General features: G+C 62.2%; 16 protein-coding genes. 8 read left to right on the forward strand and 8 right to left on the reverse strand.

Annotation, left to right across the window (positions count from 1 at the left end; genetic code table 11):
- Nucleotides 1-33 precede the first annotated feature (33 nt).
- The 5 genes from ACSV9I_RS11345 to ACSV9I_RS11365 all read right to left on the reverse strand — a co-directional run bounded on the left by ACSV9I_RS11345 (nucleotide 34) and on the right by ACSV9I_RS11365 (nucleotide 2,937).
- Nucleotides 34-738 (reverse strand): tetratricopeptide repeat protein, encoded by a 705-nt coding sequence (locus tag ACSV9I_RS11345; RefSeq protein WP_438328960.1) that lies wholly within the window; start codon nucleotides 736-738, stop codon nucleotides 34-36.
- 112 nt (nucleotides 739-850) lie between these two features.
- Nucleotides 851-976, reverse strand: a complete 126-nt coding sequence (ykgO, locus tag ACSV9I_RS11350; protein ID WP_006726873.1) for a type B 50S ribosomal protein L36 — start codon at nucleotides 974-976, stop codon at nucleotides 851-853.
- Nucleotides 977-1,153: 177 nt separating this feature from the next.
- A complete protein-coding gene (locus ACSV9I_RS11355; RefSeq protein ID WP_438328961.1) occupies nucleotides 1,154-2,218 on the reverse strand; it encodes a 5-(carboxyamino)imidazole ribonucleotide synthase in 1,065 nt (354 codons plus the stop codon).
- Nucleotides 2,215-2,715: a 5-(carboxyamino)imidazole ribonucleotide mutase gene (gene purE / locus ACSV9I_RS11360; protein ID WP_438328962.1), complete on the reverse strand. Its 501-nt coding sequence runs from the start codon at nucleotides 2,713-2,715 to the stop codon at nucleotides 2,215-2,217. Before purE ends, ACSV9I_RS11355 begins: the two co-directional genes overlap by 4 nt.
- An 18-nt stretch (nucleotides 2,716-2,733) precedes the next feature.
- Nucleotides 2,734-2,937 carry a YdcH family protein gene (locus ACSV9I_RS11365; RefSeq protein WP_054157139.1) on the reverse strand — a complete coding sequence of 68 codons (204 nt, stop codon included), beginning with the start codon at nucleotides 2,935-2,937 and terminating at the stop codon, nucleotides 2,734-2,736.
- A 235-nt stretch (nucleotides 2,938-3,172) separates the two neighbouring features.
- Here ACSV9I_RS11365 and ACSV9I_RS11370 point away from each other — a divergent pair, with 235 nt between their 5' ends.
- The gene (locus tag ACSV9I_RS11370; RefSeq protein WP_082352413.1) at nucleotides 3,173-3,349 is read left to right on the forward strand and encodes a YdcH family protein; all 177 of its coding nucleotides are present in this window, start codon (nucleotides 3,173-3,175) and stop codon (nucleotides 3,347-3,349) included.
- Between the two features lie 136 nt (nucleotides 3,350-3,485).
- Here the strand turns inward: ACSV9I_RS11370 and ACSV9I_RS11375 are convergent, their stop codons facing one another.
- Together ACSV9I_RS11375 and ACSV9I_RS11380 are read right to left on the reverse strand one after the other, a co-directional pair.
- Nucleotides 3,486-3,746 (reverse strand): ArsR/SmtB family transcription factor, encoded by a 261-nt coding sequence (locus ACSV9I_RS11375; RefSeq protein ID WP_054157140.1) that lies wholly within the window; start codon nucleotides 3,744-3,746, stop codon nucleotides 3,486-3,488.
- A 68-nt stretch (nucleotides 3,747-3,814) separates the two neighbouring features.
- Nucleotides 3,815-4,591, reverse strand: coding sequence for a sulfite exporter TauE/SafE family protein (locus ACSV9I_RS11380; protein ID WP_438328963.1), 777 nt, complete (start codon nucleotides 4,589-4,591; stop codon nucleotides 3,815-3,817).
- Between the two features lie 105 nt (nucleotides 4,592-4,696).
- Here ACSV9I_RS11380 and ACSV9I_RS11385 point away from each other — a divergent pair, with 105 nt between their 5' ends.
- The 7 genes from ACSV9I_RS11385 (at nucleotide 4,697) to ACSV9I_RS11415 (ending at nucleotide 12,718) form a co-directional block, all read left to right on the forward strand.
- On the forward strand, nucleotides 4,697-5,344 hold the full coding sequence (locus tag ACSV9I_RS11385; protein ID WP_054157142.1) for a thiamine phosphate synthase: 648 nt from the start codon (nucleotides 4,697-4,699) through the stop codon (nucleotides 5,342-5,344).
- An 8-nt stretch (nucleotides 5,345-5,352) separates the two neighbouring features.
- On the forward strand, nucleotides 5,353-6,543 hold the full coding sequence (locus ACSV9I_RS11390) for a tetratricopeptide repeat protein (protein WP_438328964.1): 1,191 nt from the start codon (nucleotides 5,353-5,355) through the stop codon (nucleotides 6,541-6,543).
- Nucleotides 6,544-6,585: 42 nt separating this feature from the next.
- The gene (locus ACSV9I_RS11395; protein WP_438328965.1) at nucleotides 6,586-7,863 is read left to right on the forward strand and encodes an MgtC/SapB family protein; all 1,278 of its coding nucleotides are present in this window, start codon (nucleotides 6,586-6,588) and stop codon (nucleotides 7,861-7,863) included.
- Nucleotides 7,864-8,001: 138 nt separating this feature from the next.
- The gene (locus tag ACSV9I_RS11400; protein ID WP_438328966.1) at nucleotides 8,002-8,802 is read left to right on the forward strand and encodes an inositol monophosphatase family protein; all 801 of its coding nucleotides are present in this window, start codon (nucleotides 8,002-8,004) and stop codon (nucleotides 8,800-8,802) included.
- A gap of 100 nt (nucleotides 8,803-8,902) precedes the next feature.
- On the forward strand, nucleotides 8,903-9,940 hold the full coding sequence (locus tag ACSV9I_RS11405) for a flagellar motor protein MotA (RefSeq protein ID WP_438328967.1): 1,038 nt from the start codon (nucleotides 8,903-8,905) through the stop codon (nucleotides 9,938-9,940).
- On the forward strand, nucleotides 9,940-10,971 hold the full coding sequence (locus ACSV9I_RS11410) for a peptidoglycan -binding protein (protein WP_438328968.1): 1,032 nt from the start codon (nucleotides 9,940-9,942) through the stop codon (nucleotides 10,969-10,971). The genes ACSV9I_RS11405 and ACSV9I_RS11410 overlap by 1 nt, the downstream gene beginning before the upstream one ends.
- Nucleotides 10,972-11,071: 100 nt before the next feature.
- Nucleotides 11,072-12,718: an FAD-binding dehydrogenase gene (locus ACSV9I_RS11415; RefSeq protein ID WP_438328969.1), complete on the forward strand. Its 1,647-nt coding sequence runs from the start codon at nucleotides 11,072-11,074 to the stop codon at nucleotides 12,716-12,718.
- 60 nt (nucleotides 12,719-12,778) lie between these two features.
- Here ACSV9I_RS11415 and ACSV9I_RS11420 read toward each other — a convergent pair whose 3' ends face one another.
- Nucleotides 12,779-14,581: an ABC transporter transmembrane domain-containing protein gene (locus ACSV9I_RS11420; protein ID WP_438328970.1), complete on the reverse strand. Its 1,803-nt coding sequence runs from the start codon at nucleotides 14,579-14,581 to the stop codon at nucleotides 12,779-12,781.
- Nucleotides 14,582-14,659: the final 78 nt, after the last annotated feature.

Raw genomic sequence — 14,659 nt, forward strand, 5'->3', positions numbered from 1 at the left:
CCATTCGTCAAGGGCCACGAAACGGGTGACCGTTTACGTCCTCTGCCCGGCGATTTCCTCAGACAGCTTTGCCACCAGTTCCTGTGCCTCACGGTCGGCCGGGAAGACCTCGAGGTAGCGTTCCCAGGCGGCAAGGGCCGCATCCTTGCTGCCACGTTCGGTGAGGATGCCGGCAAGGCCTGCAATGGCGCCGAAATGGCGGGGCTCGAGTTTCAGCACACGCTCTATGTCCGAGACGGACATGCGGTAATTGCCCATTGAGAAATGCAGGGTGGCTCGCTGGTTCCAGGCACCGGCGAAATCAGGCTTCAGGACAATCGCCTGGTCAAGGAAATCAAGGGCGGCGGCATTGCGCTTTTCAGCGGCTGCCTTGGCGGACCATTGCATGAGGAGGTCGACGGTCGGGCTGGACGACTCGCTCCAGCGTGCCATGACACTGTTGGCGATCTGGCGTGCGGCGTCCGGATTGCGCTCGCGCTTGAGCTCGACGAGCATCTCATCGATGCTCTTTACTTTCTGCGGCGGTGCCTTGACGGGGATGCGCTCGACCCCGGCTGCCGGTGGTGCTGCTTGAGGTGTTGCGGGCGCAGCAGGCCGCGTTTCCGGCACGATCGTGCCTGGAGCCTCCGGTGGTGCCGGCATGGGCTGATCCGGCGCTTGCGCCAGCGAGGAGCCGGTCATGAGCAAGGCGGAGACAAACAGCGGAGAAAGGGTGAGTCGCAAAGAAAAACGGCGCATTCAGGGAAGGTAGTCCCTCAGCGCCGTCTTTCAAACTCAATTTTTCGAAATCAACACGCCAGTGAATGGCGCGCAGACCAGCAGCGCGTCGGGATCCGGAGATCCCGAAGCATCAGCCCTGGCGGGCCTTGAAGCGCGGGTTCTGCTTGTTGATGATGTAGATACGGCCCTTGCGGCGAACCAGACGGTTGTCGCGATGACGGGCCTTAAGCGCTTTCAGCGAGTTCTTGATCTTCATTTTTCTGGTCCACAACGATTGTCGGGGAATGTGTCATTCACCCACTGTCTGAAACAATCAAAAGCGCGCCGCTGGGCGCGCCCCTGAAGAGTTGGGCGCAATTAGCCCGAGGGAGGCCTGCCTGTCAACCGGTTGGGCGGCATTTGCCCAGCCCAAAAGGCTAAAAAACGGGAGTTATCAGTCCCGGAACGGCAGGATTTGCGTAACATGACCCATCTTGCGACCGGGCCGGGCTTCCGTCTTGCCGTAGAGATGGACGAGCACGTTCGGCTTTGCGAGCCAGGCCGGCACAGAATCGATGTCGTCACCAATCAGATTCGTCATCACGCAATCGGAGTGGCGTACGGGATCGCCAAGAGTGAGGCCCGCAACGGCACGGATGTGCTGCTCGAACTGCGAAACGATGCAGGCGGCTTCCGTCCAGTGCCCGGAATTGTGAACGCGGGGCGCGATCTCATTGGCAATCAGGGAGCCGTCTTCAAGCACGAAGAATTCCATGCCGACCACGCCGACATAGCCGAGGCCATCAAGCAATTTGGTTGCGGCCTCGCGTGCGGCCTGAGCTGTCTCGTTGGCGATCGCGGCCGGCAGTGTCGAGGTGTGCAGGATGCCGTTGCGATGCACGTTTTCCGTCGGATCGTAGCAACGCACGTCGCCGTCGATGCCGCGGGCAGCGATGATCGAGATCTCGCGGACAAAGGGCACGAAGCTTTCGAGGATGAGCGGCACGCCGCCGAGTTCGGCAAAGGCACCGGTGGATGGATCTCCCTTGCGGAAGACCTTCTGGCCCTTGCCGTCGTAACCGAAACGGCGGGTCTTCAAGACACCTTCGCCGCCGAAATCGGCGAGTGCGGCGTCGAGACCCGCCTGGCTGTCGATGGCATGGAAGCGGGCGGTCTCAATCCCTGAGGCATTGAGGAAGCGTTTTTCCGTCACGCGATCCTGGGCGACTTCCAGCGCTTTTGGCGGCGGATAGACTGGAACATTGTGCGCCAGTGTTTCGGCGGCGGAGACGGGCACGTTCTCGAATTCGTAGGTCACGACGTCGCAGATTTTGGCGAGTTCGGCCAGGGCCTCTGCATCGTCGTAGGCAGCTGTGATCTGCCGATTGGCGAGCTGGGCGGCGGGGCTGTTTGCCTGCGGCTCGAGAATCACGGTCTGGAAATTCATGCGGGCGGCTGCCATGGCCAGCATGCGACCGAGTTGGCCGCCGCCGATAATGCCGATCGTACGAACGGTCATGGCGCTTCGTCCACCGGATAATCGGCAACAGAGCCTGTTTGGCGGGCAATCCACTCGTCCAGGCGGTCGGCAAGCTCGTCGTCGTAGATGGCAAGGACACGGGCGGCGAGCAGGCCTGCATTAACGGCGCCTGCCCGGCCGATGGCGAGTGTGCCGACCGGAATGCCGGCGGGCATCTGGACGATGGAATAGAGGCTGTCGAGACCGGACATGGATTTCGACTGGACCGGTACGCCGAAGACCGGAAGCGGGGTGAGTGAAGCCACCATGCCGGGCAGGTGGGCGGCACCGCCGGCGCCGGCGATGATCACCTTGAAGCCCTCGTCGCGGGCGCCTTTGGCGAAGGCCACCATACGGTCAGGCGTTCGGTGTGCCGAAACGATCCGAGCCTCGTAGTCGACGCCGAGTGCGTCCAGGGTGTCGGCGGCATTCTTCATGGTTTCCCAGTCGGACTGGCTTCCCATGATGATGGCGACGGGCGGGCACTCAGCTGTCATCAGGCTATCCTTCTGCCTTCATGCGATGATATCGGGGATGATCTGGTCTTCGATGGAGGTGATCTTGTCCTTGATCGCCAGCTTCTTCTTCTTCATTCGCTGGATTCTCAAGGCGTCGCATCCGGTCGCGATCATGGCGTTGATCGCCGCATCGTAATCCTCGTGCTCCTGGCGAAGCCGTGCCAGCGAGAGCCGAATGTCAGCCTGTTCCTGATCGGCCATCGTTTTTCCCCATTTTTGCGCCTCGAGCCCATCCTATACGAAGGCCCCGGAGATTCGCGCAAGCTCCTATCACCAAATACCGGTAACGGGAAGTTATCCTTCTGCGCGATTATCGACGCCGGAATTTGCCCTTTCGCCTTCGACAAACCGCATTTCTCGTGTCACATTACTTTCGCAAAGCCTGAAACTCCAGCGGATGAGGGCTGGAGGTAGGCGACAAGGAAGGACGTATCAAATGACCATACAGGCTCATCTTGACTCGCTGCAGAAGAAGCATGGCGCTATCGAGGAAAAGCTCCATGATGCGCTCGCATCTCCCTCCACCGACGATCAGCAGATCGCCGAACTTAAGCGCCTGAAATTGCGACTCAAGGATGAAATGGAACGCCTGAGGGCTTCGACACGCCACTGATCCATACCCTTTCCGGGCTGTGCCGGGAGACGATCCTAAGGTCGCTCCCGCCGTACTGATGAAGCAGCCCACATCAACCCGCCCCGGAGTTCCCCCGAGCTTCGGGGCTTTTGTTTGCTTATACGGGGGCTGTGGCTCAGGACCAGAATTGGTCGAGCCAGAGGTTCATCCGGTCAAAGCCGGGGCGTCGGATGAAATATATGCGACGTGTGCCTTCGGCGCGCACATCGACGAGACCGGAATCAAGCAGGGCTTTCAGGTGCTGTGAGACCGCAGGGCGACTGATCGGCATCTGGCTGGCAAGGTCGTTGACGGTTCTCGGTCCGCGACGGAGATCCTCCAGGATCTGCCGGCGGTTGGGATCTGCAATCGCCATGAAAGGATCCACGTTCGTCATGGGCAAACGTTAGGCGAAAGGCCGCTTCCCGGCAAGCGGGAATGTGCGCTGCAGCACTCGTCAAAAAGTCAAAGGCCGAGGGCGCCACTTGCGCCGTCGTAGAAGAGCTTTCCGCCGGCCACCAGCACCATGCCGTACATCAGCGGATAGAAGAGGGAGGGCCTCAGATGATGGACGAGTTTCGCGCCGATCAGCGTGGAAATCAGGGCGACCGGCAGAAGGCCGATCGACAATTTCAGATTTGTCGCATCGAGTTCTCCGAGGGCGAAATATGGGATCACCTTGATGGCGTTCAGGATGGCGAAGAAGCGGGTAGACGCGCCGGTATAGGTCTTGGGGTCGAGTTTCAGCGGCAGTGTGTAAACCTGGAATGGCGGGCCGCCCGCATGGGCGACGAAACTGCCATAACCGGAAAGCAATCCCCAGATCGAGCCTGCAAGTGGGCGCTGGGGGGCCGGCAGTGCCGCCGGACTGTTGCGCGCCGTCCAGATATCGATGAAGTAGCGCAGTGCAAAGACAACCGAAATCCCGCCCAAAACCAGCCGCATGGCGTCAGCCGAGACGTAGCTCGATGTAGCCCAGCCGAGACCGAGGCCTATCAATGCGCCCGGCATCATGGCGGTGAGGGTGCTCGCACTGTTGTACTTGCGCCAGGACCAGAGCGCTGCCGCATCCATGACCAGAAGGATCGGCAAGAAGATTGCCGCTGCCTGCATGGGCGGGACGGCAAAGGCCATCAGTGGTACACCGATCAGCGCAAGCGCTCCGCCAAGGCCGCCTTTGGACAGGCCGACCAGCGCTACTGCGGGGATTGCGACAGCATAGAAGTTCGGGTCGGTCAGCATTGTGCGGTTGATCCTTTCGGTCGAGCGGTCTATCGGATTTAAACAGACATTACGAGGACCATTTCCGCAGGGTGCGGAGCCGTCCCATCACCGGATTGACCCCGCATGACCGAAGATCGCTGCCGTCTCGTTCTCATCGTTCCCGATATTGCCGATCCGGCCGAATGCGCAAGGATCGTTGGCGATGCGCTGCGCGGCGGCGACGTGGCTTCGGTGATTATCCCCTCCTATGGCCGCGACGACGCGACCTTCCAGAAAGCGGCGGAAGCGCTGGTGCCGGTTATCCAGGCCGCGGGTGCCGCGGCACTGGTCGTCGACGACAGCCGGACTGCGGGACGAGTGAAGGCGGATGGCCTGCATGTGACCGGCAATGCCGCAGCGCTTGCGGAAGCCGTCGAAAAGCATGCGCCCAAGCTGATCGTCGGTGGTGGCAATGCCATGGACCGCGATCATGCGCTGCAGATCGGCGAGGCGCAGCCCGACTATGTCTTCTTCGGCAAGCTCGACGGCGACATCAAGCCTGAAGCACATTCGAAGAATGTGGCACTCGGCGAGTGGTGGTCGGCGATGATCGAGATCCCCTGCATCGTCATGGGCGGAACAGACCCGGCCTCTGCCGTCGTCGTGGCAGCGAGCGGGGTGGAATTTGTGGCCCTCGGCAAGGCCGTTTTCGAAGATCCTGCAAACGCCGCTGTGATCGTTGCACGCGTGAATGCGGAACTTGACGAAAAAGCGCCACGGTTTGAAGCTTAGACCGCGTCATGCGCCAAACCTCGCCAATCCTTCGCCTGATTTGTACAGCCCTTGCCGGGGTCGTGCTTTCGTTGTCTGTGGCCCAGGCCCAGGAGGAAGAAGGCCTCGATATCGGTGATGCGCCGGTCATTATGCCCGCAGATCCAGCGGATGCCGGAACCATCGAGCGAGGACTGGATGGCGGCGGACCGGACAATTCGGGCGATGCCAGAGCGCTCGACCGCAATGCGCGTGATTCGGCCCCTCCGGTCGTCAAGGGTGCGAAGGTCTCTCCTGATGGCGGGAAAGAAGAGCTGCAGGGCATCAATATCTTCCTGCGCATGGGAACGCCGTTGCCCGAGCTTCCACTGGAGCGGCCTTTCGCCGACGAACCGGACGAGGCTTATGGCGCGTTCCAGCGCGGCCTGTTCCTGACGGCGGTCGACAAGGCGCTGCCGCGCGCTCAACTCGGCGATCCGGCGGCACAAACGCTGCTGGCTGAAATCATGTCGCGAGGCTTGGGCGTCAAGCGCGATCCGAAGGGAGCCGCTTTCTGGTATGCGCAGGCAGCCCAGGGCGGCGATCCGGCCGCGATGTTCAAATACGCGCTGCTGATGATGGAGGGCCGTGTCGTCGAGCAGGACAAGGCCAAGGCCGACGACTATATGCGCCGTGCCGCCGAAGCCGGAAACGCTTCGGCGCAGTTCAACTGGGCGCAGATCCTGGTCTCTGAAAATCCCGGCGTGCGCGGCCTCACCATGGCCATGCCCTTTTACGAGAAAGCAGCCGAGCAGGGGATCGCCGATGCGCAATATGCGCTGGCTCAGGTCTATTCGGCGCTGAAGGAAATCCCGCAGGAAAAGAAGAACCGCGCCCGCGAATGGATGGAGCGCGCCGCGCGGGCCGGTTTTGATACCGCACAGCTCGATATGGGCCTGTGGCAGGTGAACGGCTATAATGGTCCGCGCGACTACGAGAAGGGCTATCGCTGGCTGAGCATCGCGGCCAAGCGCGGCAATGTCGTTGCGCAGAACCGGCTGGCGCATCTCTATATCAATGCGCTCGGCACGGCACCCAATCCCGTCGAAGCGGCGAAGTGGTATGTGCTGTCGCGCCGCGCGGGTCTCAAGGATGTCGGGCTTGAAGATTTCTATCTTGGCCTGAACGAGGACCAGCAGAAGCAGGCCATTGACCAGGCCAACCGGTTCCGGAGGGGCTAAGGTCACACACCGCCGATCGCCGCCTGGGGGAGGGCGGAAGAGATGGACCTGATTGACCTGTTCCAGAGACTGGGCCTTGCGATTGCAATTGGCGCTGCCATTGGCGTCGAGCGGCACTGGCGCGAGCGCGAGGAGCCAGACGGGGCGCGGATCGCCGGGATCCGGACCTTCACTCTGATTGGCATGACCGGCGGCCTTGCGGGCCTGATCGAGACATCGCTCGGATCATCTGCTTTGCCAGGTCTTGTTGTTGCGGCGTTTCTCATTGCCGTCAGTTCGGCGTTGCTGCGATTTGCTTTGCTGGAAGCGGAGGGGCAGAACCGTTTCAGCGCAACGACCGTGATTGCGGCCATAGCCGCCTTTGCGCTGGGCGTGCTGGCCGTGCTGGGCGACATGGTGATTGCTTCGGCGGCAGGAGCGGCGACGGTTGTCGTGCTTTCCAGTCGCGAGTTCCTGCATCAGTCGATCCGGCGGCTGACCTGGCCCGAGTTGCGTTCCGCTGTCCTGCTGCTCGCCATGGGTTTCCTGCTGCTGCCGCTGATCCCATCGCAGCCTTACGGCCCCTTTGGCGGCGTCTCGCCCCGTAGTCTGGTCGTTCTGGTGATCATCCTCGCATCGATTTCCTTCATCGGCTATGTCGCGGTCCGTTTGCTTGGGCCGGGTCAGGGCAATCTCGTCGCCGGTGCAGTTGGTGGGCTGGTGTCTTCGACAGCAACGACACTCGCTTTCGCCCAGCGCAGCGTCGCAGAAGGGTCAGCCGCGGGGCTCGCAGCCGGTGCCGTGGCTGCAGGTGGCGTATCATTGATCCGCACCGGATTTCTGGTGGTCGCCCTTGCGCCATCGCTTGCCTCCGAACTTCTGCCCTCACTCCTCTTGGCCGGGGTGGCGATGGGTGGTGCAGCTTTGCTGCTTGCCAGGCGTGGCGGGGCGGTGGTCGAGGGGGAGAACAAGGCAGACCCGCCGGCCAATCCGTTCGAACTGGTCCAAGTGGTCCGCATGGCGCTGCTGATTGCGGTGATTGCTTTTCTTGCGCGGGCCGGAAGCAGTGTCTTTGGCGATCGGGGGCTATATGTGGTCTCAGCACTCTCGGCGCTTGCGGATGTCGATGCCGCAACGGTCACCGTGTCTGGCATGCTCGACCGGGTCTCCGGTCCTGTTGCGAGCCATGCCATCGGGATTGCGGTCATCGCCAACATGCTGGCCAAAGCGGGCTATGCTGTCGTGGCTGGCAGCCGGCCCTTCGCCGTGATCGTCTGTGTGGTCTCGGCAATCGCGCTTGGCGTCGGGCTCCTGGCGCCGCTTACGACAGGGCTGCTCTGAGCTCCCGCGTCGTTCGCGAAGGCTTTGCCCCTTGAATTCCGGCGCTATTTGTGGTCTTGAACCCGCCAATCATCGCCGCCCCATGCGCTACAACCCAGCGCCGCTTCCGGCGAGCGTCAGTCTCAAGGATTTCGTTTCATGGCCCGTTCAGCCCTTCTCAATGTCATGGTTCAGGCCGCGCTCAAGGCCGGCAAGTCGCTGTCGCGCGATTTCGGTGAGGTGCAGAACCTCCAGGTGTCGGTGAAGGGGCCCGGCGACTTTGTTTCGCAGGCCGATTTTCGCGCAGAGAAGATCGTGCGCGAGGAGCTTATGAAAGCCCGCCCAACCTATGGCTTCCTCGGTGAAGAGGGCGACGAGATCAAGGGTAGCGATGGTGCGCATCGCTGGATCGTCGATCCGCTCGATGGCACGACCAACTTCCTGCACGGCATTCCACAGTTCGCCGTCTCGATCGCGCTTGAGCGCAATGGCGACATCGTCGCCGGCGTCATCTTCAACCCGGCGACCGACGAGCTCTACACGACCGAAAAGGGCGGCGGTGCCTTCCTTAATGATCGCCGCATTCGTGTCGGCGCCCGCAAGGTGCTGTCGGATTGCGTCATCGGCTGTGGTGTGCCGCATCTCGGCCGCGGCCAGCACGGCAAGTTCCTCGTCGAACTGCGCCACGTGATGGGTGAAGTCTCCGGCGTGCGCCGCATGGGTGCGGCTGCGCTCGACCTCGCCTATGTCGCGGCCGGGCGTCTCGACGGCTTCTGGGAAGCGCAGCTCAATGCCTGGGACATCGCAGCCGGCCTGCTTTTGATCCGCGAAGCCGGCGGCTTTGTCTCCGATATGAAGGGCGGCCAGGATATGTTCGAAAACGGTACCGTGCTTGCCGGCAACGAATATATCCGCAAGGCTCTGGAAGAGGTTGTCAACCGGCCGGTCCCGCAGGCCTGACGCCTGAAAATTCAGGTGAAATTCCCCCGTCTTCTCGGCTTCAATTCGTCTCAATTTTCCACTAGCCTCCGGCTCAAGATTCCAGGAGGTTGAAGACGACATGGTAAAAGTGAAGCTGGAGGACGTGGAAGCGGTCGAGGTCCGGACGGGAGATCACGGCCAGAAGCTCTCCAGCCCGATGCCCTTCTTCACGACGATGGTCATCTTCCTGATCATCGTCGGGTTCATCGCGGCGATCCTCTACAGACAGGCCCAGGCCGCCTTTGTGACCAATCCGGGCCTGAATGGCCTGATCCTTGGCGTTCTCGTCATCGGCATCATCCTGGTGTTCAACCAGGTCTGGGCGCTTCGCCCCGAAGTGCGCTGGTTCAACTCCTTCCGGGCAGCCGGCGACAATGCCGATCGCGTCGGTCGCGATCCGCGCCTTCTGGCGCCGATGCGGGCGCTGATCGGCCGTCGTCGCTCCATGGCGATCTCGACGACGGCGCTCCGTTCGATTCTCGATTCCATCGGTACGCGTCTTGACGAGTCGCGCGACACCACCCGCTATCTGATTGGCCTTCTGGTCTTTCTCGGGCTGCTCGGCACGTTCTGGGGTCTGCTCGGGACGATCGGTTCGATCAACGAGGTGATCCAGGCGCTCAATCCGACGTCCGGTGACAGCAATGACATTCTGCAATCACTGAAATCTGGCCTGACGGCCCCGCTTGCCGGCATGGGGACGGCGTTTTCGTCATCGCTGCTCGGCCTGTCCGGTTCGCTGATCCTCGGCTTTCTCGACCTCCAGGCCGGCCGTGCGCAGAACCGCTTCTACACGGAACTGGAAAACTGGCTCTCCGGTATGACCGATCTTGATTCCGAGCGCGGTCCGATCGACGGGGCGAGCGCTATTGGCGGCGACGAGATGCGGGTGCTGATTGCCGAACTGCAGAAGATCGCCGGTCGCGATGGCAATGGCGGCAATGACCGCTCGATTGCGGCCATTGCCGGACTTGCCGAAAGCATTCAGGGCCTCGTCAAGAACATGCGCAATGAGCAGCAGATGCTGCGCGACTGGATCGAGGCACAGCAGGAAGATGCCCGCGCCATGCGCAAGACGCTGGATCGCCTGAACGACAAGATGAGTGGGAGCAAGTAATGGCGCTCGGCCGTAACCGGCGCAAGGAACGTGCGGTCGACTACTGGCCCGGCTTCGTCGATGCCCTGTCGACGCTGTTGCTTGCCATCATGTTTCTGCTCACGGTCTTCGTGCTGGCCCAGTTCATCCTCAGCCGCGAGATTTCCGGCAAGGACGAGGTGATGAACCGGCTCAACAGCCAGATCGCCGAACTCACGCAGCTGCTCGCCCTTGAAAAGGGCGGAAAGCAGGATCTCGAGGATACGCTTGCGCAACTGCAATCCTCGCTCTCCACCTCGGAGTCCGAGCGGTCACGGCTGCAGATGCTGCTGGAGAGCGGTGCCGGGTCTGCGGGGGAGGCGGCAGTGCGCGTTGGCGAACTGACCTCGGAACTTAATAATGAGCGCCAGGTCAGTGCTCGCGCCATGAGCCAGATCGAGCTTCTGAACCAGCAGATCGCCGCGTTGCGGGCGCAAATTGCTGCCATTGAAGGCGCGTTGCAGGCGTCTGAAGCGAAGGATGAGGCATCGCAGACGCGCATTGCCGATCTCGGTCGCCGTCTCAATGTGGCGCTTGCCCAGCGCGTGCAGGAGCTCAATCGTTATCGCTCTGACTTCTTCGGACGCTTGCGCGAGATTCTCTCTGACCGCGAAAACATCCGTATTGTCGGCGACCGCTTTGTGTTTCAGTCGGAAGTCCTGTTTCCGGTCGGTGGAGCTGACCTGGATGATGCCGGTCGTGCGGAGATGGACAAGCTCGCCAGCGCTATCCTTGAGCTTGCCCGGGAGATCCCCTCGGAGATCAACTGGGTTCTGCGCGTAGACGGGCATACGGATGCCTCGCCACTGTCGGGCACGGGCCGTTACCGCGACAACTGGGAGCTTTCCTCGGCGCGTGCGACCTCGGTCGTCAAGCATCTGATCGGACGCGGTGTTCCGGCCAATCGGCTCGTCGCTGCCGGCTTCGGCGAATACCAGCCGATTACCGAGGGCAATACGCCCGACATTCTGGCACAAAACCGGCGCATCGAATTGAAACTCACAGAGCGCTAACGGAAACGAACGTCCCGCAGGTTGCGGGATGTTTTTATCCGGTTGAGTTACGTGCGCGTAAAGGTAAGATCGATCCCGCTGCGTAACGGAGGAGGGGCCGATGCGAGAGTTTGATATCGTGGTGATCGGCGGCGGGCTTGCGGGCCTTGTGGCCGCAACGGAAGCCGTCGAGCGGGGCCTGTCAGTCGGGCTGATCGATCAGGAGGGCGAGCAGAACCTCGGTGGCCAGGCCTTCTGGTCGCTGGGCGGATTGTTCCTCGTCGACAGCCCTGAACAGCGCCGTATGGGCATTCGCGACAGTCTTGATCTCGCCCGGCAGGACTGGTTCGGGTCAGCTGGTTTCGACCGGCCCGAAGATTTCTGGCCGCGCCAATGGGCGGAGGCCTATCTCCAATTTGCAGCGGGCGAGAAGCGCCAATGGCTCCGGCAAAGAGGCATGCGCTGGTTTCCGGTTGTCGGTTGGGCCGAGCGCGGCGGACTGCTGGCCGATGGACATGGCAATTCGGTGCCACGCTTCCACCTGACCTGGGGCACAGGCCCTGCGGTGATCGAGCCTTTCGTCAAGGCAGCGCAGGCGGGAGAGGAAGCCGGCAGCCTGGTCTTTCTGTTTCGCCATCGCGTTGACCGGTTGATCGTGACCAATGGTGCCGTGGTCGGCGTGTCCGGCTCTGTCCTTGCCCCGGATGCGGTTTCGCGTGGAGCTTCGAGTTCGCGTGCCGTGGTCGGTGAATTCGAGGTGCGGGCGGGTGCCGTGATCGTGGCTTCGGGCGGGATCGGCGGCAATCATGATCTCGTGCGCAAGCATTGGCCGGTGGACCGGCTTGGTGCACCGCCAGGCTCGATGGTATCAGGCGTGCCTGTCCATGTTGACGGACGCATGCTGTCCGTTGCGACGGAGGCCGGCGGAACCGTGATCAATGGTGACCGCATGTGGCACTATGCCGAGGGGCTCAAGAACTGGGACCCGATCTGGCCCAACCACGGTATCCGCATTCTGCCCGGGCCCTCATCCTTCTGGTGCGATGCCGACGGCAATCGGTTTGCGCCACCAGCGCTTCCCGGTTTTGATACGCTTGCCACCGTCAAGGCGATCCGCAGTCGGGGCGATGATTATTCCTGGTTCATCCTCAATCGGGCCATCATCAAGAAGGAGTTCGCGCTTTCCGGTTCGGAGCAGAACCCTGACCTGACGGGCAAGGATATACCGCTTCTGATGAAACGGTTCGGCCGGAATCCGCCGGGGCCGGTGCAAGCGTTCATGGACAAAGGCGAGGATTTCGTCGTTCGCGATACGCTGGAAGACCTGGTCGTTGGCATGAACGAGCTCTCCGGCGAGCACCGCCTTGGCATTCACCATCTGCGCCGGCAAATTGAAGCACGCGACAGGCAACTCGCCAACCCGTTCAGCAAGGACATCCAGGTTACCGCGATCAACGGCGGACGCCGCTATCTCGGCGACCGGTTGCTGCGGACAGCGAAGCCGAAGCCGCTGCTGGATCCTTCCGCCGGGCCGCTGATCGGCGTGCGTCTACATATCCTCACCCGCAAGACGCTAGGCGGTTTACACACGGATCTGCAGAGCAGGGTGCTCGGCGCAGATAATGCGCCGGTGCCGGGGCTCTACGCTGCCGGCGAAGTCTCGGGCTTCGGCGGCGGCGGCATGCATGGTTACAATGCGCTTGAAGGCACGTTCCTTGGTGGCTGCCTGTTCTCAGGTCGCGTTGCCGGGAGACATGCGGGTCTCTAACGCCAGGGTTGAGGCTGGCAGGGCGTGGATGCCCTGCCAATGCATGCGCCGCCGGAGCCGTTACTGCGCCGCTGCCGTAAAGTCCCGGCCGCCGGTTTCGAACTGCAGGCGGGCGAGCTTGGCATAGAGCCCGCCATCGCGGATCAGACTTTGATGTGTGCCTTCCTCAACGATGACACCCTGGTCGAGCACGAGAATGCGGTCGGCCTTCAGCACGGTTGCCAGACGGTGGGCAATGACGATGGTTGTGCGGTCGCGCATCAGGGTTTCCAGTGCCTTCTGCACCAGCGTTTCGCTTTCGGCGTCGAGCGCTGAGGTTGCCTCGTCGAGCAGCAAGAGGGGCGCGTCGCGCAGGATGGCGCGGGCAATGGCGATGCGCTGGCGCTGGCCGCCTGAGAGCGTGATGCCACGTTCGCCGACCATGGTGTCGAAGCCGTGTTCGAGGCGTCCGATGAACTCGCTGGCCTGGGCAGCCTCGGCTGCAGCTTCGACCATGGCGCGGCTGGCATTTGGGCTGCCGAAGGCGATGTTATCGTGGATGGTCGAGGCAAAGATCGTCGTGTCCTGAGGGACGATGGCGATGCGGGCGCGCACGTCCTCAGGGTCTGCGTCGCGCAGGTCGACACCGTCCAGCCGGATGGTGCCGGAAGCGGGGTCGTAGAAGCGCAGGATGAGCGAGAAGATCGTGCTTTTGCCGGCGCCTGAGGGGCCGACGATCGCAATGGTTTCACCCGGGGCGACGGAGAAGGTAAGGCCGTTCAATGCCGATTTACTCGGGCTCGAGGGATAGGCGAACTGCACATTTTCGAAATGGACGGCACCCTTGGCCGGCTTTGGCAGTACCACCGGATTGGCGGGCGCAGAGATTGCCGGATGTTCGGCAAGAAGCTCGGTCAGTCGCTCGGCGGCGCCGGCTGCCTGAGAGAGTTCGCCCCAGACTTCCGAGAGCGTGCCGAGTGAGCCTGCGGCAATCAACGAATAGAGGAGGAATTGGCCAAGCGTTCCCGCGGTCATGGTGCCGGCCAGCACGCTATGGGCGCCGTACCAGAGAACGCCGACCACGCTGCCGAAAACCAGCGTAATTGCAACGCCGGTCAAAAGCGAGCGGGACTTGATCGCGGCACGGGCTGCCTCATAGGCGCTTTCGACGGCGGACATATAGCGGTTGCGGGCTGTCTGCTCGCCGTTGAAGGCCTGAAGCGTGCGGGCGGCACCGATCATTTCGCCGGCGAAGGTGGAGGCCTCTGCCAGCGTGTCCTGCGCTGCGCGGGAGCGGCGGCGCACGGAGCGACCGAAACCGACGAGCGGAAAGACGATGACCGGGATCGCGGCCAGCACCATGACCGAGAGCTTCGGGCTCGTCGCGATCATCATGGCGATGGCACCGAGACACAGGATGGAGTTGCGCAGGGCAAGCGATGCGGTGGCGCCGACGGCAGACTTGAGCTGAGTCGTATCCGCCGTCAGCCGCGACACGATCTCGCCAGACTGGTTGACGTCGAAGAAGGAGGGCGAGAGGCGGGTCACCTGGGCGAAGACATCGCCGCGCAGATCGGCAACGACGCGCTCGCCGATGGTGATGACGAAATAGTAGCGAAGTGCGCTGGCGACGGCGAGAACCAGTGCCATGACGATCATCATGGCGAAGTACTTGTCGACGAAGCCGGTATCGGTGCCGGAAAAGCCATGGTCGAGCATACGGCGGATCGCGATCGGCAAGGCCAGCGTCGTTGCTGCGGCAAGGCCGAGGAAGATCACGGCACCGGCAACGAGGCCGCGATAGCGCTTGAGATAGGGAAGAAGCGAGGCGAGCGGCTTCAGCGAGGCGCGCTTCCTGTCATTGGTCTCGGCTTGCGACGTCACTCTTTAATGCTCCTGCTCATGCTTCCGACAAGGACCCAAGGCTTTCGCGCCATGGTACTTGTTATCCCTGCGCCCTTC

The sequence above is a fragment of the Rhizobium sp. G187 genome, from assembly GCF_051549525.1.
In the GTDB taxonomy this organism is placed as follows: Bacteria; Pseudomonadota; Alphaproteobacteria; order Rhizobiales; family Rhizobiaceae; genus Allorhizobium.